Below are 19539 nucleotides of genomic sequence, written 5' to 3'. Positions count from 1 at the left end.
CGCAGGCGCCGCGCCGCACGACCCGGGGCCCCGGCCCGCCGCACCCGCGGCGGCCGGGGCCTCGCGCGGTCTGCTGCGGCGGGCAGGCATCTGGCGGTGAGTCCCGGAGCCAGATCTACCGCGCGCCCGCGGTGGTCGACGTCCTGACCAGCAGCCCTCGTCGCTGACAAGCGGACTTGAACGGCGACCGGTCGCATTCAAGTTCCATGGTGAGAAATGGAACGCAGACCCAGTCGCCGCACGTCGGCGCCGCACCTCGTCGCCACGACTCGCACGCCTGGCCGTACCGTGACCTCATGACCTCGCCGTTCGACGTCACGCCCGACGAGCTGCGTCGGCGCACCTCGCTGAAGTGGCACACGTACGAGCCGGACGTGCTGCCCGCGTTCGTCGCCGAGATGGACGTCCGGCCCCTCGAGGCGGTGGTCGACGCGGTGCACCGCGCCATGACGACCGGCGACACGGGGTACGAGGCCGAGCCGACCAGCCCGCAGGGCACCGCGTACGCGGAGGCGTTCGCGGACTTCGCGGCCCGGCGGCAGGGCTGGGACGTGCCGGTCGAGCGCACACGGCTCGTGCCCGACGTCATGCTGGGCGCCGTCGAGGTGCTGCGCCTGGTGACCGGGCCCGGCGACGGCGTGGTCATCAGCCCGCCGGTCTACCCCCCGTTCCGCGCGTTCGTCGAGCACGCGGGCCGGCGCGTGGTCACCGCTCCGCTCACGCCCGCGGGGCGGCTCGACCTCGACGCGCTGGACCGCGCGTTCGCCGGTGCCCGCGCGTACCTGCTGTGCCACCCGCACAACCCGACCGGCACCCTGCACACGGCCGACGAGCTGCGCGCGCTGGGCGAGCTCGCGGCGCACCACGGCGTGCGGGTCGTCGCGGACGAGATCCACGCGCCGCTCGTGGTGGGCGACGAGCCGTTCGTGCCCACCACCACCGTGATCCCCGACGCGATCGCGCTGCACTCGGCGTCCAAGGCGTTCCACCTCGCCGGGCTGAAGGCCGCGATCGCCGTGCCGGGACCCGCGGCGCGCGACCTGGAGCGGCTGCCGGAGATCGTGCGGCACGGCGTCAGCCACGTCGCGTCGATCGCGCACCAGGCCGCCTACCGCGCCGGCGACGCGTGGCTCGACGACGTGCGTGCCGGGATCCGCGCGAACGGCGACCGCACGGCCGCCGTCCTGGCGGAGCGTCTGCCGGAGGCCCGTTGGGACCGCCCGGCGGCCACGTACTTCGCGTGGCTCGACCTGCGCGCGACGCCCGCGGTGGTCGCGAGCGGCGCCGACCCGGCGCGGCTGCTGCTCGCGCGCGGGCGGCTCGCGGTCAACCCCGGCCCGACGTTCGGCGAGGCCGGCGACGGGCACGTGCGCCTCAACCTCGCGACGGCGCCGTCGATCCTCGACGACGCGCTCGACCGCCTCGTGGCGACGCTCACGCGCTGACGGCAGCACGCACCGCGGCGGTCACCGCGGTCGCCTCGGCACGCACGGCACCGAGCACGTCCGCGCCCGGGAGCGCGCCGCGCCGTGCGGCGTCCTCGACCCGTCGCAGCAGGTCCGCCAGGCCCGTCGCGCCGACCGTCCCGCACGCACCCAGCCACGCGTGCGCGACCGCGGCGACCTCGCCGGGGTCGCCCGCGGCGGCCGCCGCGTCGAGGCGGTCGGCACCGGTCGCGCAGTCGGCGACGAACGCGCCGAGCAGCGCACCGCCCGACGCGGCGTCGACCTCGCACGCGAGCGCGAACGCGTCGGCGTCGAGGACGGGCGCCCCCTCCGCGGGGTGGGCGGGGGCGGCCGGAGCGGCGGGGGCGGCCGGGTCGGCCGGGTCGGCGGGGACGGCCGGGTCGGCCGAGACGGTCGGGGCGGCGGCGCCGGACGTCGCGGGCGCCGTCGGCGCGCCGGGCACGGGTGCCACCGCGGCGTCCGAGCGCTGCGGGACGACGCGCGCGAGCACGTGATCGAGGTCCTGGGACCGGAACGGCTTGGTGAGGAAGTCGTCCATGCCGGCCGCGGCGCTCGCCTGCCGGTCCTCGGCCGTCGCGCTGGCGGTCAGCGCGACGATCACCGGCTGGTGCGCGCCGCCCCGCGCGCGGATCTCCCGGGTCGCCTCCAGGCCGTCGAGCACGGGCATGTGGATGTCCATGAGCACGGCGTCGAAGTCCTGCTCGGCCGTGCGCGCCACGGCCGCACCGCCGTCGCCGACGGTCTCCACGTCGTGGCCCATCGCGGCCAGCACGCGCTCCGCCATCGTCCGGTTGACCGCGTTGTCCTCGGCGACGAGCACCCGCAGGCGCGCGCCGGTCCGGGCCGGTGCGGCGCGGCTGGGCTCGCGCCGCCGGCCCGTGACGACGTCGGTGACGACGCGTCGCAGCTCGGCCGCGCGCACGGGCTTGGTCAGCAGGGCGGCGAACGGTGCACGCTCCTGCACGGTGAGCACGTCGTTCAGGCTGCTCAGCAGCACGAGCGGCACGTCCTGCCAGCCCGGGCGCTCCCGCACTCGGGTCGCCGCCTCGACCCCGCTGAGCCCGGGCAGCCGCATGTCGAGCGTCACGAGGTCGGGACGGTCGACGTCGGTCGCGTCGAGCAGGTCCTCGGCCGACGCGAAGGCGCGGCACGTCAGCCCCCACCGCTCGAGCTGCGAGACGAGGATGCGACGGTTGGTGGGGTCGTCCTCGACGACGACCGCGGTGCGGCCGTGCAGCACCGCGGGCGCGGTCGACTCGGGCGTCGGGGCCGGCACGGGCGGCAGCACGACCGTGAACGCGAACGTCGAGCCCACGCCCACCTCGGACGTCACGCCGAGCGCACCGCCCATGAGCTCGACGATCGCACGGCTGATCGCCAGCCCCAGCCCCGTGCCGCCGTAGCGCCGCGTGGTCGACGCGTCCACCTGGCTGAACTCGCGGAACAGCCGGTCCATGCGGTCGCGCGGGATGCCGATGCCCTGGTCGGTGACGGCGAAGCGCAGCGCGCCGGGCGGGCCGGCGGCGGGTGCGACCCGCACCACCACGTCACCGCTGTGCGTGAACTTCACGGCGTTGCCGACGAGGTTGACGAGCACCTGCCGCAGCCGCGTCACGTCGCCGCGCACCCACGCGGGGCACGCGGGGTCGACGTCCGCGAGCAGCGCGACGTCGCGCGCGCTCGCCGCGTGCGCGAGCAGCCCGAGGGAGTCGTCGACGGCGGCCGTCAGGTCGAACGGGTGGTCCTCGAGGTCGAGCCCGCCGGCCTCGATCTTCGACAGGTCGAGCACGTTGTTGATGAGGTCGAGCAGCAGGTTCCCCGACAGCCGCACGGTCTGCGCGTACTCGCGCTGCTCGGCGTCGAGGTCGGTGTCGAGCAGCAGGCCCGTCATGCCGATCACCGCGTTCATCGGCGTCCGGATCTCGTGGCTCATGTTGGCGACGAAGGCCGTGCGGGCCGCGGCGGCGGCGAGCGCGTCCTCGTGCGCCTGCCGCAGGGTGCGGTTGAGCGCCTGCTCGGTGCGCCCGACGCGCTGCGCGGACCGCACCGCGAGGAACAGCCGCCCGACCCCCGCGGTGAGCGCGACGAACGCCGCCGCCTCGGCGAGCACGGGCACCTCGGCGACGGTGTCGACGAGCTCGACGACGAGCGCCGCGACGAGGAACACGAGCGGCACCCCGAGGTTCGACAGCGGTGCGCTGACGCCGGTCGTCCGCGGCCGGGACCACCACGCCCCGGCGGCGACGACGAGCGCGCCGACGCCCGTCAGGACGTCCGCCGCCGCCCCCGGCCCGCCGCCCGCCCAGGCGGACTCCGCGGTGGTGAGCACCGCGGACAGCGCCACGAGCGAGAAGCCGACCGTGATCGCCCACCACGCGGGCGTGGGTCGCTGCGCGAGCGCCACGAGCCCGCCCACGAGGGCCGCGAGCACGACGAGCGGTCCCGCGACGTGCACGAGCACGAGCCACCCGGCGCCACCGAGCGGCCCCACGAGCATCGCGCCGACCGCGAGCAGCCCCGACGCCGCGATGGTCGTCTCGAGCCACATCACCGGGGTCTGCGTCACGAGGCGCGCGGACACGACGGCGACGACGCTGACGACCGCGAACGCCGAGGACGCGGCCGACAGCGCGACCCACAGCCCGACCCCGCCCACCGACGACGCCGCGAGCAGCTCCTCGACGGCGTGCAGCAGCAGCGCCGCCGCCATCGCGCTCCACGCGCCGCGCTCGGCGGGCAGGATCATGACGCGCGCCGTCACGACGGCCGCCGCGAGCAGCTCGACGACGAGGCACACGACGGTCGCGGCCCGCTCACCCCCGGCGAGGTCGAGCGGGACGACGGCGAGCACCCCCAGGAGACCGACCGCGAGCGCGGCACGGACGCCGGCGGGCAGCCGTCGGAGCAGGTCGGCGCCCGCCGCCCCCGTACCGGTCTGCCCCGTGCCGGTCATCTGCGCCCCTGCTGTCGGCGCCGCAGCGCCAGGAGTACCGTCTGGACCATCCACAGGGTCGGACGTGGAGCACCGGGCGTCAACACCCGCCCGCGGCGACCGCGGGCCGACCCCTCAGGGGGGGTGGCCGATGGCACCAGCGAGCGCGGTCCGCCGCGGGCTGCACGTGGGCGTGGTGACGGCGTACCCGCCGAGCCGCGCGCGGCTCACCGAGTACGGGCGGCACCTCGTGCACCACCTCGCCCACCACGAGCAGGTCGCCGAGGTGGTGCTGCTGCACGACGTGACGCGCTGGGGCGCGCCCGCCCCGTCGCCGGGGGTCACGCCGGTCCCGGCATGGCGGCCGGAGGACTTGCGCACGCCCTGGCGGATCCGCCGCGCGACGCGGGAGCACCGCCTGGACGCGGTGCTGTTCAACGTGCAGCTCGCGTCCTTCGGGGACCACGGGGTGCCGGGCACGCTCGGCCTGCTGTCGCCGTGGCTCGTGCGGCGCACGGGGGTGCCCGTGGTCGTGCTGCTGCACGACCTCGCCGACGAGATCGACGAGCGCGCGGCGGACCACGGGCGTCCGTCGCTGCGAGCCCGGGCGGCGCGCGCGGTCGGGCGGCTGCGGCTGCGGGCCCTGCTGCGCGCCGACCTGCTGGCGCTGACCATCCCGCGGCACGTCGACCTCGTGCGCGACCGCTTCGGCGCGGACCACGTGGCGCTGGCACCCCACGGCAGCTTCGAGCTCGTGCCGCTGCCGGACCTCGCGCGTCCGCCCGGCCCCCGGCGCGTCCTCGCCTACGGCAGGTGGGGCGCCGCCGTCACCGCCGACGTGCTCGTCGACGCGTACCGCGAGCTGCGGCGACGCGGCCGCGACGACGTCGTGCTCGTGGTCGCGGGGTCGGACGGTCCGGACGAGCCGGGGTACCTGGCGGAGCTCGCCGCGCGGCACGCGGACCTGCCGGGCCTCGAGCTGACCGGGTTCGTCGCGGACGAGGACGTGCCGGCGCTGTTCCGCTCGGCGGCGGTCGTCGCGTTCCCGTCCGCGGCGGGCGCGGGCGCCCCCGGAGCGCTGCACCTGGCCGGCGAGCACGGGCGAGCGGTGGTCCTGCCGCGCGGCAGCGAGCTGGACGACCTCGTCGAGGACGAGGGGTTCGCGGGCGAGCGGTTCGACCTCGGTGACGCGGCGGGGCTCGCGGACGCGCTGGAGCGCGTGCTCGACGACGACGAGCTGCGCACCCGGCTGGGGCGGCAGAACTTCACCGCGGCGGCGGGCGCGGCCCTCGCCGACGTCGTGCACTGGCACGTGCTGCACCTGCGGCGGCTGGCCGCCGAGGGCGGGCGCTCGTGAGCGCGCGGGGCACGGGGCGCGCCGGGGCGCCGGAGGACCGGAGGGGGCGGGACGGATGAGCGTGCGCACGGAGCGGGTGGGCGGCACCCGCCGGGCGGAGGTCGTGGGGCGGTTCGACGCGCACGAGGTGGCGCAGGCCCAAGGGGTGCTGCGCGCGCTCGTCGAGGGTGACGCCCCCGCGCTGGAGGTCGACCTGTCCGGGGTCACGTTCGTCGACTCGAGCGCGCTCGCCGAGCTGGTCGCGCTGCGGCGCACCGCGCTCGCGCGGGGAGGCACGTTCACCCTCACCGGCACGTCGGAGCCGGTGCGGACGATCCTCGAGGTCACGGACCTCGCCGGCGTCCTGCTGCCGGACGCCGGGTGAGGGGCGCGCGGTGACCACGGGGACGCCGGACGCACCGGAGATCATGGACGCGCTCGTCACGGCGCTCGACCGCCTGCACGCGCTGCGGCTGCTGGCGTCCGTGCTGGACCGGGCGCTCGACCCGACGCAGGCGCGTGCGCGGCTGCTCGCGATCGCGGCCGACCTCACGGACGCCGACGTCGTGGCCGTGCTGGGACCCGACGACGTGCGCGCGGCCGACCCCGACGCCGCGACGGGTGTGGTCGCACGCGCCGCAGCGGCGGCCGCGACGACCGCGCCGGGCCGGGTCGCGGTGCTCGACGGCGGCTCGACGGTCGTGCAGGTGCCCGCCGAGCCCGACGACGACCTGCGCGCGGTCGTCGTGTCCCGCACCGCCGGGCCGCCGTTCGGCACGGGCGAGCTCGACCTCGTCGACGTCGTCGTGGCGACCGCCGTGATGGCCCGCACCATCTGGCGCCTGCACACGACGGCCGTCGAGCGGGCGGCCGTCGCGCGCGAGCACGAGGCCGCGTCGACCGTCGCGCAGGCGGTGCTCGCGCCCGCGCCGCCCGTGGTGCCCGGGCTCGACGTCGCGGCGCGCTCCGTGCCCGCGCACGTCGCGGGCGGCGACCTGTACGCGTTCGCCGAGCGCGACGGCGGGCTGTGGTTCGCCGTGGGCGACGTCGCGGGCAAGGGCCTGCCCGCGGCGGTCGTCATGAGCCGCGTGATCGCCGAGTGCCTCGCGGCGTTCACCAGCGTCGAGCCGGGCGACGTCGAGGCGGCGACGCAGCGGGTCGACCGGGACGTCCACGACTGGCTCGTCGACATCCGGCGGTTCGTCACGCTCGCGGTCGGCCACGTCGACCCGGCGAGCGGCGTCGCCCGCGTGTGCAACGCGGGCCACTCGCCCGTGCTGCTGGGCGCGGGCGGGCGCGTGACGCCGCTGCGCGCGACGTCGCCGCCGCTCGGCGTGCTCCCGGGCCTGGCGCACGCGGTCCGCGAGGTCCGGATGGCGCCCGGGGACACGCTGTGGGTCGGTTCCGACGGGCTCGTGGAGCAGGAGGACGCGACGGGGGGCATGCTCGGGTACGACCGCTTCGCGGCGCTGTGCGCGCGGTGGTCGCGGGGCACCGCGGCGGACGGCCTCGCGGCCGTGCTCGACGCGGTCGCGGCGCACGGCCGGGGCGTGGCGCAGTCCGACGACCGCACGCTCGTCGTCGTCCGACGGGAGGCGTGGGCATGATCCGGGAGATCGACCTGCCCGTGGACCACTCGGCGCTGAGCGTGCTCGAGGACTGGTTCACCGCGTTGTTCGCGGACGCCGGCTGGTCCAGCCCGGGTCGCGTGCGCACCCGCATCGAGCTCGCGACGCACGAGGTCTGCGTCAACGTGGTGGACCACTCGGGCCTGACGCGCTGCGACCGGCTGCACGTGCGCGGCGCGGTCGACGACCGCGGCGTCACCGTGCACGTGAGCGACGGCGGCGCCGCGCCGGACCGCACGCGGATGGCGGTCGAGCCCGTGCCCGGCGTGCCGCAGGAGGGCGGGTACGGCCTGCTGATCGTCCGCAAGCTCGTCGACGACTTCGAGCACACCCGGGAGGGCGCCGTGAACACCTGGCGGCTGCACGTGCACCGACCGCCGGCGGGGGGTGCGCGGTGACGCCGACGTCGTTGGAGGTGACGCGACCCGCGCCGGGGCTCGCGGTGGTCGAGGTCGCGGGCCGGTTCGACGCGCCCGTCGCGCTCGAGGTGCGGCGCGCGATCGACACGTTCGCCGTCGGGGGCGTCGACACGGCGGTGGTCGACCTCACGGAGGCGACGTTCGTCGACTCCGCCGGGCTCGCGGCGGTCGTGCACGCGCACCGCGTGTGCGAGTCGGTCGGGGGCACGGCTGTGGTGTGCGAGCCGCGCTCCGCCGACGCGCGGCGCGTGTTCGAGCTGACGATGCTGGACCGCGTGCTGCGCATGGTCACGGCGCGCTCGGCGGGGGACGCCGGATGAGGGCGCTGGTCGTCGACGACGACACCGTGTCCCGGCTGGTGCTCGCCCACATCCTGCACAAGGCCGGCTGGGACGTCGCGCAGGCGGACGACGTCGCGGCGGCGGTCGCCGCGGCTCCCGGCGCGGACGTGGTGTTCTGCGACTACCGCCTGCCGTCCGGCACGGGGCTCGACGTGCTGGCCGGCGTGCGCGGGGCGTGCGCCGACGTGCCGTTCGTGCTGGTCACGGGCGTCGTGGAGCACGCGGCCGTGGGCGACGACCCCCCGCAGGGGGTGACGGCGCTGCTGAGCAAGCCCGTGAGCACGGCGACCGTCACGCGGGTGCTCGCGGGGCTCGGACCGGCTGCCTGACGTCGCGCCGCGGCACGGCGCAGGCCGTGCCGCGCACCGGGGGCGCGGCACGGCCTGCCGGGTCGCGGGGCAGGGCGGCGGTCAGCCGGCCGTGGCGCCCGCCTCGATCGACGTCGGCGTCGCGCCGTGCTGCACCTCGATGCGGCGCGGCTTGGCCTCCTCGGCGACGGGCACCGTGAGGGTCAGCACGCCGTCGGCGTAGGTCGCGGAGATGCGGTCGAGCGCCAGCCCGCGACCGACGGTGAGCTGCCGGGCGTACGTCCCCACGGGGCGCTCCTTGGCCAGCCACTGCACGTCGTGCTCGGTGCGGGCGGTCCGCTCGGCGCGGATGGTCAGCGTGCGGTCCTCGACGTTGACGTCGATCGTGCCCGGGTCGGCGCCCGGCAGGTCGACGTGCAGCACGTAGTGGTCGCCGTCGCGGTAGAGGTCCATGGGCATCGTCGCCGCGGCGCGGTCGGACGCCAGGACCTGCGTGAGCAGTCGGTCCATCTCCCGGAAGGGGTCGACACGAGTAGCCACACCCATCACCTCCTCGACGAGGGGCCCGGACCGCCCGGGCCCCGGTGCTCCCGCCGGCGGGGTCGCCCGCCGGGGGGTCGGCTACACGTCAAGGATTAGCACTCTCCGTGGGAGAGTGCCAAGTGGTCGGCGGCAGGTGTTCGCGCACGGAGAACACGGCCGCGCGACGTCAGACCGAGCGCCCCGGTCCGGGGTGCGGGTCGGGCGCGAACGACGCCACGAACTCCACCAGACGGTCGACGATCGGCACGTCCGCGTCGAGCCACGGCACGTCGTGCCACTGCCCCGACGGCAGCCAGCGCAGCTCGTCGTGCTCGACGATCGGCTCCGGCGAGCCCTCCACCACCTCGGCGAACCACAGCCGCATGACGTACCGCTCCGACAGGCGCCACGCCCCGTCGTCCGGGCCGAGCAGCTCGACGCCGAGCCCCACGCGCACGCCGAGCTCCTCGCGCAGCTCGCGGTGCAGCGCCTCCTCGGGCGTCTCCCCGGGGTCGACCTTCCCGCCGGGGAACTCCCAGCGGCCCGCGAGGCTCGCGGGCGTGGCACGCCGCGCGGCGAGCAGCAGGCGGGGGTCGTCGAGGTCGTCGACCACGGCGGCGGCGACGACGAGCACGGGGTCCATGCGCCGAGTGTGCCAGCCACGTGTCACGTCGCGGTCACAGCCGTGTGGCCGCACCGTTCCCGACGCGCGGGCCGGCGGCACGCCGGATCAGCGGATGCCGTGCGCCTCGGCCCACGCGACCGCCTCGGCACGCGTCGAGACGCCGATCTTGCGGTACACGGAACGCACCTGCGACTTGACCGTGTTGCGCGTGACGAACAGCCGCGTGGCGATCTCCTCGAGCGTCACGTCCTCGGCCAGCTCCGCCAGCACCACCCGCTCACGACGGGTGAGCGCGTGCGCTCCCGTGGCGGCCGGGTTCACGGTGGTGTCCAGCATGCTCATGATGTCCTCCGGAGTGCGGCGGGCCCGGACTCTCCGGGACCGCGGTGGCTGCGTACCGGATGAGAGGGGCAGGTGGGACCGCTATGACGCGACTTCTGCCGACTTCTCCGAATCACCGTGAGATCCCCCCCGCGGTGCCGATCGCTGCACCTGACATGACGTCGTCCGACCGGCCCTGATACACCCGGGCGAACTTCCGTCCTCAGCAGGGTGCGGCAGGTCACTCGTTCGGGGCAAGCACCCGGACGAATGGACGCGTGTCCGAGTTCGCGCCCGTCCGGGGGGTCTGCTGGGCACTTTCACCCACGGATCGGGGTGAACGGGCCTCACGGGTTGAGCGCGCGGTACTCCTCGGCCGTCATGACGGGGCCCGTGGAGGTGACGTCGACCTTCAGGAGCCAGCCGGCGCCGAACGGGTCGGAGTTGACCACGGACGGGTCGTCGACCGCTGCCTGGTTGACCTCGGTCACCGTACCGGACACCGGCGAGAACAGCTCCGACACCGACTTCGTCGACTCGATCTCGCCGATCACGGCGCCCTGCTCGACGGTCGCGCCGACCGCGGGCAGCTCGAGGAAGACGATGTCGCCGAGCGCGTCGGCGGCGACCGACGTGATGCCGATCGTCGCGGGCGACGCGTCGTCGACCCACTCGTGCTCGGCGGTGTACTGCAGCGTCGTCGGCAGCTCGGCGGTCATCGGGGCTCCTGGGGGTCTCGGGCGGTGCGGGGGTGCGGGGTGCGGGGCGACGGCGTGTGCGCCGTCACCGAGGACGACGGTAGAAGGGCAGGGGCACGACGCGCACCGGTTCACGGCGGCCGCGCACGTCGACCGCGAGCTCGGTGCCCTCGGCGGACACCTCGGGCGTCACGTAGGCCATCGCGACGGGGTGGCCGAGCGTGGGCGACGGCGCGCCCGACGTCACGGTCCCCACGGTCGCGGCGTCGGGGGCGTCGGACGCGAGCACGGCGTACCCGTGGCGGGCGGCGCGGCGCCCGAGGCCCTGCAGGCCGACGAGCACGCGCGCGGGCTGCGAGGTCGCGCGCGCCGCGAGCGCGTCACGCCCGACGAACGGCACGGGCTCGCCCGCCGCGTCGACCTTGTCGAGCCGCACGACGCGCCCGAGGCCGGCGTCGTGCGGGGTCGTGGTGCGGTCGAGCTCGTTGCCGTACAGCGGCATGCCGGCCTCGAGGCGCAGCGAGTCCCGCGCGGACAGCCCGGCCGGCACGATCCCGTGGTCGGCGCCCGCGGCGAGCAGCGCGCGCCACAGCGCGGGCGCGGCGGCCGCGTCGAGGAAGAACTCGAAGCCGTCCTCGCCGGTGTAGCCGGTGCGCGCGACGAGCACGGGCGTGCCGTCGACGACCATCGGCAGGCACGCGTAGTACCGGAGCGTCGCGGGGGTGACGTCGGCGGGGGCGTCGGGTGCGGGAGCGAGGCCGGGCAGCGCCTCGACGACGGCGAGCGCGTGCGGTCCCTGCACCGCGACGAGCGCCGTGGCCTGCGAGCGGTCCACGACCTCGACGTCGAGGCCCGCACCGACGCCCGCGGCGCGCTCGCGCAGCTCGGCGAGCACGACCTCGTGGTTCGACGCGTTCGCGACCACGAGGTACGTCCGCTCGCCCGTGCGGTAGACGACGAGGTCGTCGACGACGCCGCCGTCCTCCTGCACGACCATCGTGTAGCGCGCGCCGAGCACCCGCAGACCGGTGAGGTCGCCGACGAGCGCGCGGTCGAGGAACGCGCCGGCGTCGGGGCCGGTCACCTCGATCTCGCCCATGTGCGACAGGTCGAACAGGCCGGCGGCGGTGCGGACCGCGGTGTGCTCGGCCAGGTCGGACGTGTAGCGCAGCGGCATCTGCCAGCCGGCGAAGGACGTGAGCGCGGCGCCCAGGGCGACGTGCTCGTCGTGCAGCGGCGAGCGCCGGTCGGTCATGTCGTCTCCCGGGGTGGTGGGGGTGGCGGGCGTGGCGCGGCCGGTCATCGCACGTCGTCCGCGTACGCCTCGACGGGCGGGCACGAGCACACGAGCTGCCGGTCGCCGCGCGCGCCGTCGATGCGGCGCACGGGCGGCCAGTACTTGTCGGCCCGCAGCGACGCGAGCGGGTAGGCCGCCCGCTCGCGGCCGTAGGCGTGGTCCCACGCGTCGGCCGTGACGGCGGCGGCCGTGTGGGGCGCCTGCCGCAGCGGCGAGTCGGCGAGCTCCCACGTGCCGTCGGCGACCGCGTCGATCTCGGCGCGGATCGCGACCATCGCGTCGACGAACCGGTCGAGCTCGGCGAGGTCCTCGCTCTCGGTCGGCTCGACCATGAGCGTGCCGGCGACGGGGAACGACAGCGTCGGGGCGTGGAAGCCGTAGTCCATGAGCCGCTTGGCGACGTCCTCGGCCGTGACGCCCGTGGCCTTCGTGAGCGGGCGCAGGTCGAGGATGCACTCGTGCGCGACGAGCCCGCCGGGGCCCGCGTACAGCACGGGGAAGTGCTCGCGCAGGCGCGCCGCGAGGTAGTTGGCGGCGAGCACCGCCGTCTCGGTCGCGCGGCGCAGGCCGTCGGGGCCCATGAGCGCGACGTACGCCCACGAGATGGGCAGGATGCCGGCCGAGCCCCAGGGCGCGGCCGAGACCGGTGCGACGGGCGAGCCGCCGGCCGCACCGGGCGTGGGGTCGCCGGGCAGGAACGGCGCGAGGTGCGCCGCGACCGCGACGGGGCCGACGCCGGGGCCGCCGCCGCCGTGCGGGATGCAGAACGTCTTGTGGAGGTTGAGGTGCGACACGTCCCCGCCGAGCTCGGCCGGGCGGGCCAGCCCGACGAGCGCGTTGAGGTTCGCACCGTCGATGTACACCTGCCCACCTGCCTCGTGTACGAGGTCGCAGACCTCGCGCACGTGGGCCTCGTACACGCCGTGCGTCGAGGGGTAGGTGATCATGATCGCGGCCACCCGCGGGCCGTGCTGCGCGAGCTTCGCGCGCAGGTCGGCGAGGTCGACCTCGCCGTCCTCGGCCGTCGCGACGACCACGACCTTGAGCCCCGCGAGCGCCGCCGATGCCGCGTTCGTGCCGTGCGCCGACGCCGGGATCAGGCAGATGTCGCGCGGCTCGTCGCCGTCGGCGCGGCGCGACTCGTGGTACGCGTGGATCGCGAGCAGCCCCGCGAGCTCGCCCTGCGAACCCGCGTTCGGCTGCACGCTCACGGCCGCGTACCCGGTGATCTCGGCGAGCCAGTCCTGCAGCTCTCCGACGAGCGCCGCGTACCCCTGCGTCTGGTCGGCGGGCGCGTACGGGTGGATCGCGGCGAACTCGGGCCAGGAGATCGGCTCCATCTCCGCGGTCGCGTTGAGCTTCATGGTGCACGAGCCCAGCGGGATCATCGTGCGGTCCAGCGCGAGGTCCTTGTCGGACAGCCGCCGCAGGTACCGCAGCATCGCGGTCTCGGAACGATTCACGTGGAACACCGGGTGCGTGAGGTAGCCGGTCGACCGCGCGAGGTGCGCGGGCACGTCCGCCGGCTGCGGCGCGACGGAGGCGACGGACGGCCCGTCCACCGGCGGCGTCGCGACGCCCGCGTCGGCGAACGCGAGGACGACGGCGCGCAGGTCGTCGCCCGTCGTCGTCTCGTCGCACGCGACCTGCACGTGGTCGTCGTCGGGCGCCCAGAGGTTGACGCCGCGCTCGGCGGCCGCGGCCACGACCGCGCGCGCCGCACCGGGGACGCGCGTGCGCACGGTGTCGAACACGTGCTCGTGCACGACCTCGACGCCCGCCGCCGTCAGCACCTCGGCCAGCCGGACGGCGCCGCCGTGCACGCGCCGCGCGATCGCGGCCAGGCCGTCGGGCCCGTGGTAGACGGCGTACATCGACGCGACGATCGCGAGCAGCGCCTGCGCGGTGCAGATGTTGCTCGTCGCCTTCTCGCGGCGGATGTGCTGCTCGCGGGTCTGCAGCGCGAGCCGGTAGGCGCGTGCGCCGTCGGCGTCGACCGAGACGCCCACGAGGCGCCCCGGCAGCGTGCGCTCGAGGCCCTGGCGCACGGCCATGAACGCGGCGTGCGGGCCGCCGCCGAACAGCGGGACGCCGAACCGCTGCGCCGAGCCCACCGCGATGTCCGCGCCGAGCTCGCCGGGCGTCGTCGTGAGCGTGAGCGCGAGCAGGTCCGCCGCGACCGTCACGAGCGCGCCGCGCTCCTTGGCCGCGGCGACCACCGGACGCAGGTCGTGCAGCGCGCCCGACGCGCCGACCTGCTGCACGACGACGCCGACCAGCGGCCCGTCGACCTCGGGCAGGCCGTCCCGCAGGTCCGCGACCACCACGGGCAGGCCGACGGCCTCGGCCCGCCCCCGCGCGACCGCGAGCGACTGCGGGAACAGGTCGGCGTCCAGCACGACCGTGCCCGTCGTCGCCCGCGACGCGCGCCACATCAGCGCGACCGCCTCGGCCACCGCGGTGGCCTCGTCCAGCAGCGAGGCGTTCGCGACGTCGAGGCCCGTCAGGTCGGAGACGACGGTCTGGAAGTTGAGCAGCGCCTCAAGCCGGCCCTGCGAGATCTCGGGCTGGTACGGCGTGTACGCGGTGTACCAGGCCGGCGACTCCAGCACGTTGCGGCGGATCACCGCGGGCGTCGTCGTGCCGTAGTAGCCCTGACCGATCATGGGGCGCAGCACGCGGTTGCGGCCCGCGATCGCGCGCAGGTCCGCGAGGACCTCCTCCTCGCCGCGCGCGGCGGGCAGGTCGAGCGGCCGGTCCGTGCGGATGACGGCGGGCACGGCCGCGTCGACGAGCGCGTCGAGGTCCGCGAACCCGAGCGTCGCGAGCATGCGCGCGGTCTCGTCGCCGCGCGGGCCGACGTGCCGGTCGACGAAACCCGCGGCCGCGGGCGAGTGCGTCGGTGCGGCGGGCGGGGTGACGGGCGGCGTGGCGAGGTCGGTCACGGGTGCTCCACGGGGTCGTCCGGACGGGTCCGGGACGGGTAGGGGCTCCCCGCTCTGTCATCCACCCGCGCAGGGGTGACCTGAGAGTTTTGCCGGTCCGCCATGAGCGCGTCCCACGGGACGGGCTCCGGGGCGCGCCGACTTGCACCGTCGGTGGGCGCCGGACCTGGCCGGCGCCGCTTTCCAGAGTTGCCTGGCCGCGGCGGTACGGGGGCCTGAGAGATTCCCGGGGAGGGTTGCTCCTTCGGCGTCCCGCGCTGCCGCCCGCCGGTGTGCGGGCGGACGGTCGGCGGGAGCTCTCCCGCCGCGGTTCGAGCAGCGTGTTCAGTTGTGGGGTGGGTCACCGTCAGCGTACGGCACCCACCCCACCGCGGCGCCGGCGTCTCAGCCGACCCCGACGACCGCCTCCGGCGTGACCCCCACCGTGACGGCGAAGTCGGCCGCCTGCTGATCCGACCAACGCACCTCGGCGGGGACCTGGACGTACAGGTACGACCCGTCGGGCTGCGCGACGGACACCCCCTGCGACGGGGAGGTGCCGGGCGTCGTGAACACCAGGACGTCCCTGCCCCCCGCCGTGACGCGCACGGCGTCCGCCGGCGCGCCCGGCAGGTACTGCTCCTCCGTCAGCATGATCGCGATGCGCCCGGCGAAGCTGCCGGGCTGGGCGCCGTCGTCGTCGTGCGAGGCCAGGACCAGGTCACCCGCGTGGGACGTGAGGACGCGCCAGCCCTCGGGCACGACCTCCAGCTCGAAACCTGTGACGTCCTCGCCCGTGAAGGCCACGAGCGGCACGGCGGCGGCCGGTGCGGTCGTGCCGCGCGGCAGCGCGAGCGACAGCCCGACGCCGAGGACGGCCACCACACCGACCCCGGCGAGCCGCCCCAGGGTGCGGCGTCGGCGCGCCTCACGCCCACGCCGCAGGTCGTCGTCGAGCAGCTCGTCGCCGGGGACGGCGACGACCGTGGCCGCCGCACGCGTCAGCAGGTCGGTCAGGGCGGTTCCGTCGTGCGGGGCGTCGTCGTGGGTCATGCCACGCTCCTCGGTGCGGGGACGGCGGCGAGAGCCGTGCCGTCGGACGGGTGGTCGGTCGTGCGGACGGCCGGTGCGTCGGTCGGCGCGCCGGTCGGGAGGGAGGGGGCGGCGCGGGCGTCCGCGGGCGGCCCGAGCGTCGGACCGAGGCGGACCCGGAGCTTGTCGAGCGCGCGGGCGGTCTGGCTCTTGACGGTGCCCTGCGTGCACCGCAGGGTCCGCGCAGTGTCCTGCACGCTCAGGTCGTGGAAGTACCGCAGCACGACGGTCGCGCGCATGCGGTCGGGCAGCTCGCGCAGGGCGTCGTAGAGCAGCAGCATGTCGGGGTCCACGGCACCGAGGGGCACGGCGTCGTCGGGCGGCTCGCTGCGCAGGTCCTCGCGGCGGCGCGCACGCGCCCGCATCTCGTCGGTGAACGCGTTGAGGAGGGCACGGCGCACGTACGCGCTGCGGTCGTCGGCGAGCCTCACCCGCGGCCACGCCACGTAGAGGCTGGTCAGCGTGGCCTGCACGACGTCCTCGGCGGTGTGCCCGTCGCCCGCCGTCAGGAGCGTCGCCGTGCGGACCAGCCCCTGTCGGTGCTGCTGCGTCCATGCGCGGAACTCGTCGTCTCGTGTCATCGTCCGCCCTCTCGCCCCATGCCCCCTAGACGCTCGCGGCCCCCGGAACGGTTGCACGGGCCCGGGTCCCGGTACGGCCGAGCCGTGCGCCGCGCCGCCCTGCACACCCCGGTGCACTCGGAAGGTTGACGTTAAACCTCTCGACCCGACAGCATTCGGGCACCCGCCCCTGCACCGTCGCAGGACGGCGGGAAGGCCGCGGACGCAGGCGTCCGTGGCTCCGTCAGGGGGTGGCGCAGGACGTACTCCCCCACGCTCGAGGACGAGCGCGGGGCCGCGACGTCCCCTGCCGGTCGGGACCGTGAAAGGGGTACCGATGGGGATGAGGGGAAGAACGCCACGGCAGGCCCGTGGCGCAGCACGCAGGACCACGGCCGTGGTCACCGGCGCCGCGCTGGCGCTCGGCACGGCGGCGGCGATGGCTCCGTCCGCGGCGGCCGACCCGGTGGCGCCGGACCCGTGGGTGTCGGTGACGCCCGAGGGCTACCACCGGTTCGTGGTGCCGCAGGCCGAGGCCGAGCGGATCCTGGGCAGCAAGCCCGCGCAGGTCGAGCTCCAGGGCAACTTCGGGCCCGCGGGCACGTGGTCGGACCTGGCCATGGACCCGAGCGGGACCGACTACCCGACGCAGGTGGGGATCCTCCAGCCCGGCCTGTACTACTACCAGTACACGGCCACGTGGCCCGACCGGACCAAGAAGTCGTTCAAGGAGCCCACGAGCCCCGTCGCGGTGACGGCGCACCCCACGTGGAGCACGCTGTTCGTGCCCGGACCGTCGGTGCAGTGGATGGCGGACGTCGCGCACGGCGGCACGGTCGCCGACCTCGCGTACGACAGCCCCGTCGACGGCGCCGAGCGGGACGCGCTGGTGTGGACGCCGCCGGGCTACGACCCCGGCCGCGCCGACGCCTACCCCGTGCTCTACCTGCTCGCCGACGGCTCGCAGTCGGCGCGCGAGTGGGCCGAGCTGGGCCGCGCGCCGCAGGTCCTGGACAACCTGGCCGCCCAGGGCGGCCTGGCCGACATGGTCGTCGTCATGGCCGACGCGCGGGGCACCGACCCGCGCACCGAGCTGCTCGACGGCGTGGTCGCCGCGACCCGCGACGCGTACCACGTGACCGACGACGCGGCCGGCCAGGCGCTGGCCGGCATCGGCGACGGCGCGCACCACGCGCTCACCGTGCTGCGGACCGACCCGGGCGTGTTCTCCGAGGTCGCGTCGTTCTCCGGGCGGCTCACCGGGTCGATCAGCGCGAGCACCGCGCGCGAGATCAACGCGGGCACCGACCGGCTGCGCGTCTACGTCGGCAACGTGCTCGACCCCGCGTACAACAGCACGCACGACCTGCTGCGCACGCTCGAGCGCGCAGGCGTCGAGCACGAGTTCGACGGCGTCGACCCCGACACGGGCGGCACGTGGGACACGTGGCGCGAGGGCCTGCGGGACTTCGCGTCGCGCGTCTTCCAGGACGACGCGGGGCACGGCCCGCGCGAGGGGCACCGCCCGCTCGACGCGCGCTACACGCCGCCCGCGGCGGGCTCGATCACGACCCCGCACGTCGACGCGGACGGCATCGTCACGTTCGAGACCGGCACGCAGTGGGCCGACGCGAAGGGCGTCACGGTGTGGGCGAACTGGGCGCCGAACGGCGCGTGGTTCCGGGTGCCGATGACGAAGGTCGGCGACCGGTGGCGGCTGTCGATGGGGCCGCTCGACGGCTTCTACTACTACCGGTACGTGGTGGACGGGGTCGACGAGAAGGACCCTGCCGACACGGTGAACACGCTCACCGGCGTCAGCCCGCTGTTCGTGCCGGGCGAGAACGACCGCATGCTCGCCGACGCCCCGGAGGGCCAGCGGGGCGAGCTGTCCCTGCTGACGTACGACAGCAAGGTCGCGAACGAGGAGCGCAAGGCGTACGTCTGGACGCCGCCGGGCTACGACCCGGACCGCGCCGAGCCGTACCCCGTGCTGTACCTCAACCACGGCGGCGGGCAGAACTACGGCGACTGGGTCGAGGTGGGCCGTGCGCCGCAGATCCTCGACAACTACTCGGCGCAGGGCGGCATCGTCCCGATGGTCGTCGTCATGGGCAACGGCAACGTGCCCGACTTCCCGACCGAGCTGCTCGACAACCTCGCACCGGCGGCGCGCGCGGCGTACCACATCCGGTCCGACGCGGCCGGGCAGGGCATCGCGGGCCTGTCGATGGGCGCGATGAACACGCTCAACACGTGGCTGACCCGTCCGGGTCAGTTCGGGTGGGTCGGCGCGTTCTCGGGCGGGCTGTTCTTCGGCACGCCGCAGTTCGACGCGGCGGCCGTCAACGCCGAGACGCGGCTGGCGCGCATGTACACCGGTGACAAGACCGACTTCACCTACCAGCAGACGATGAACCTGCTGGACCTGCTGGAGAAGAACGGGGTCGAGCACGAGTTCGCCGGCGTCACGCAGGGCCCGCACGGGTTCGAGGTGTGGTCGACGAACCTCATCGACCTGCTGCCGCGCCTGTTCCGCGAGGACGGCGGGACGCAGGGCGTCGAGCTGCGGGCGGTCGTGCCGGAGGGGCAGGACGGCGTGCTCGCGCTGTCCGTGGCCGACGACGGCTCGGGCGTCACGCTCGACGGGCCGCAGCAGACCGGAACCGCGCTGCGGTTCCGGGGGCAGCTGCCCGCCGTGACCGTCACCGACTCGCGGACCGTCGCGCAGGCGGGGGTCACCGGGTGGGCCGTCACCGGCCAGGCGTACACGTTCGACTCCGGGGCGCGCCTGCTCGAGGGCAAGCACCTGGGGTGGACGCCGCGGGTCGAGACGCCGCGGGCCGGGCTGGTGGCGGGCGACGCGCGCGCGACGGCGCTCGGCGGCGGCGAGGGGCTGGCCGTGCCCGGCCGGCTCGCGTCGGCGACCGCCGAGGGCCGGGTCGGCACGGCGACGCTGGGCGCGGACCTCGTGCTCGACGTGCCGGTCGACACCGCGCCCGGGGAGTACGCGGGCACGTTGAGCCTGACGCTGTTCCCCGTCGACTGACCCGACCGACGGACACCGGCG

17 protein-coding genes and 1 riboswitch are annotated in these 19539 nt (G+C 75.9%); of the genes, 8 read left to right on the top strand and 9 right to left on the bottom strand.

Annotated features, from left to right (window positions below; translation table 11 throughout):
* Window positions 1–296 precede the first annotated feature (296 nt).
* A complete protein-coding gene (locus GY42_RS13705; protein WP_046529748.1) occupies window positions 297–1445 on the top strand; it encodes a MalY/PatB family protein in 1149 nt (382 codons plus the stop codon).
* On the opposite strand, the gene GY42_RS13700 is transcribed toward GY42_RS13705, so the two are convergent.
* Window positions 1435–4419: a response regulator gene (locus tag GY42_RS13700; RefSeq protein WP_052748401.1), complete on the bottom strand. Its 2985-nt coding sequence runs from the start codon at window positions 4417–4419 to the stop codon at window positions 1435–1437. The genes GY42_RS13705 and GY42_RS13700 overlap by 11 nt on opposite strands.
* A gap of 130 nt (window positions 4420–4549) precedes the next feature.
* Between GY42_RS13700 and GY42_RS19165 the strand changes: the two genes are divergently transcribed.
* From GY42_RS19165 to GY42_RS13670, 6 genes are read left to right on the top strand one after another with little or no spacing between them, the layout of a single operon-like run.
* Window positions 4550–5755, top strand: coding sequence for a glycosyltransferase (locus tag GY42_RS19165; protein WP_152667332.1), 1206 nt, complete (start codon window positions 4550–4552; stop codon window positions 5753–5755).
* Between the two features lie 55 nt (window positions 5756–5810).
* On the top strand, window positions 5811–6119 hold the full coding sequence (locus GY42_RS13690) for an STAS domain-containing protein (protein WP_052748400.1): 309 nt from the start codon (window positions 5811–5813) through the stop codon (window positions 6117–6119).
* A 10-nt stretch (window positions 6120–6129) separates the two neighbouring features.
* Complete coding sequence (locus GY42_RS13685; protein WP_046529746.1) at window positions 6130–7341, top strand: PP2C family protein-serine/threonine phosphatase; 1212 nt, start codon at window positions 6130–6132, stop codon at window positions 7339–7341.
* Window positions 7338–7760: an ATP-binding protein gene (locus GY42_RS13680; protein WP_143320455.1), complete on the top strand. Its 423-nt coding sequence runs from the start codon at window positions 7338–7340 to the stop codon at window positions 7758–7760. Before GY42_RS13685 ends, GY42_RS13680 begins: the two co-directional genes overlap by 4 nt.
* Before the next feature lie 17 nt (window positions 7761–7777).
* On the top strand, window positions 7778–8101 hold the full coding sequence (locus GY42_RS13675; protein WP_052748399.1) for an STAS domain-containing protein: 324 nt from the start codon (window positions 7778–7780) through the stop codon (window positions 8099–8101).
* Window positions 8098–8451 (top strand): response regulator, encoded by a 354-nt coding sequence (locus GY42_RS13670; protein WP_052748398.1) that lies wholly within the window; start codon window positions 8098–8100, stop codon window positions 8449–8451. Before GY42_RS13675 ends, GY42_RS13670 begins: the two co-directional genes overlap by 4 nt.
* 81 nt (window positions 8452–8532) lie before the next feature.
* Here GY42_RS13670 and GY42_RS13665 read toward each other — a convergent pair whose 3' ends face one another.
* The 8 genes from GY42_RS13665 to GY42_RS13630 form a co-directional block, all read right to left on the bottom strand.
* Window positions 8533–8970: an Hsp20/alpha crystallin family protein gene (locus tag GY42_RS13665; protein ID WP_046529744.1), complete on the bottom strand. Its 438-nt coding sequence runs from the start codon at window positions 8968–8970 to the stop codon at window positions 8533–8535.
* A 169-nt stretch (window positions 8971–9139) separates the two neighbouring features.
* Window positions 9140–9595, bottom strand: coding sequence for a (deoxy)nucleoside triphosphate pyrophosphohydrolase (locus tag GY42_RS13660; RefSeq protein ID WP_046529743.1), 456 nt, complete (start codon window positions 9593–9595; stop codon window positions 9140–9142).
* 87 nt (window positions 9596–9682) lie between these two features.
* The gene (locus tag GY42_RS13655; protein ID WP_046529742.1) at window positions 9683–9919 is read right to left on the bottom strand and encodes a helix-turn-helix domain-containing protein; all 237 of its coding nucleotides are present in this window, start codon (window positions 9917–9919) and stop codon (window positions 9683–9685) included.
* A gap of 326 nt (window positions 9920–10245) precedes the next feature.
* The gene (gcvH, locus tag GY42_RS13650; protein WP_046529741.1) at window positions 10246–10617 is read right to left on the bottom strand and encodes a glycine cleavage system protein GcvH; all 372 of its coding nucleotides are present in this window, start codon (window positions 10615–10617) and stop codon (window positions 10246–10248) included.
* Between the two features lie 64 nt (window positions 10618–10681).
* Window positions 10682–11851 carry a glycine cleavage system aminomethyltransferase GcvT gene (gene gcvT / locus GY42_RS13645; RefSeq protein WP_046530998.1) on the bottom strand — a complete coding sequence of 390 codons (1170 nt, stop codon included), beginning with the start codon at window positions 11849–11851 and terminating at the stop codon, window positions 10682–10684.
* Window positions 11852–11895: 44 nt separating this feature from the next.
* Window positions 11896–14838: an aminomethyl-transferring glycine dehydrogenase gene (gcvP, locus tag GY42_RS13640; protein WP_046529740.1), complete on the bottom strand. Its 2943-nt coding sequence runs from the start codon at window positions 14836–14838 to the stop codon at window positions 11896–11898.
* A 193-nt stretch (window positions 14839–15031) separates the two neighbouring features.
* Window positions 15032–15152, bottom strand: a riboswitch (glycine riboswitch).
* A 70-nt stretch (window positions 15153–15222) separates the two neighbouring features.
* A complete protein-coding gene (locus GY42_RS13635; protein WP_046529739.1) occupies window positions 15223–15870 on the bottom strand; it encodes a hypothetical protein in 648 nt (215 codons plus the stop codon).
* Window positions 15867–16490 carry a SigE family RNA polymerase sigma factor gene (locus tag GY42_RS13630; RefSeq protein WP_082131560.1) on the bottom strand — a complete coding sequence of 208 codons (624 nt, stop codon included), beginning with the start codon at window positions 16488–16490 and terminating at the stop codon, window positions 15867–15869. Before GY42_RS13630 ends, GY42_RS13635 begins: the two co-directional genes overlap by 4 nt.
* 376 nt (window positions 16491–16866) lie before the next feature.
* On the opposite strand from GY42_RS13630, the gene GY42_RS13625 reads away from it, so the two are divergent.
* Window positions 16867–19518 (top strand): alpha/beta hydrolase-fold protein, encoded by a 2652-nt coding sequence (locus GY42_RS13625; protein ID WP_046529738.1) that lies wholly within the window; start codon window positions 16867–16869, stop codon window positions 19516–19518.
* Window positions 19519–19539 lie beyond the last annotated feature (21 nt).

The sequence above is a fragment of the Cellulomonas sp. FA1 genome (assembly GCF_000986825.1).
In the GTDB taxonomy this organism is placed as follows: domain Bacteria; phylum Actinomycetota; class Actinomycetes; order Actinomycetales; family Cellulomonadaceae; genus Cellulomonas; species Cellulomonas iranensis.
The sequence above is the reverse complement of the archived record's forward strand: the minus strand, read 5'-3'. Positions and strand labels throughout refer to the sequence as shown.

Coding starts and splice junctions, on each gene's coding strand:
- GY42_RS19165 (WP_152667332.1), top strand. CDS start 4,550: ATGGCACCAGCGAGCGCGGTCCGCCGCGGGCTGCACGTGGGCGTGGTG.
- GY42_RS13680 (WP_143320455.1), top strand. CDS start 7,338: ATGATCCGGGAGATCGACCTGCCCGTGGACCACTCGGCGCTGAGCGTG.
- GY42_RS13690 (WP_052748400.1), top strand. CDS start 5,811: ATGAGCGTGCGCACGGAGCGGGTGGGCGGCACCCGCCGGGCGGAGGTC.
- GY42_RS13705 (WP_046529748.1), top strand. CDS start 297: ATGACCTCGCCGTTCGACGTCACGCCCGACGAGCTGCGTCGGCGCACC.
- GY42_RS13655 (WP_046529742.1), bottom strand. CDS start 9,919: ATGAGCATGCTGGACACCACCGTGAACCCGGCCGCCACGGGAGCGCAC.
- GY42_RS13660 (WP_046529743.1), bottom strand. CDS start 9,595: ATGGACCCCGTGCTCGTCGTCGCCGCCGCCGTGGTCGACGACCTCGAC.
- GY42_RS13630 (WP_082131560.1), bottom strand. CDS start 16,490: ATGACACGAGACGACGAGTTCCGCGCATGGACGCAGCAGCACCGACAG.
- GY42_RS13700 (WP_052748401.1), bottom strand. CDS start 4,419: ATGACCGGCACGGGGCAGACCGGTACGGGGGCGGCGGGCGCCGACCTG.
- gcvT (WP_046530998.1), bottom strand. CDS start 11,851: ATGACCGACCGGCGCTCGCCGCTGCACGACGAGCACGTCGCCCTGGGC.
- GY42_RS13635 (WP_046529739.1), bottom strand. CDS start 15,870: ATGACCCACGACGACGCCCCGCACGACGGAACCGCCCTGACCGACCTG.
- gcvH (WP_046529741.1), bottom strand. CDS start 10,617: ATGACCGCCGAGCTGCCGACGACGCTGCAGTACACCGCCGAGCACGAG.
- GY42_RS13670 (WP_052748398.1), top strand. CDS start 8,098: ATGAGGGCGCTGGTCGTCGACGACGACACCGTGTCCCGGCTGGTGCTC.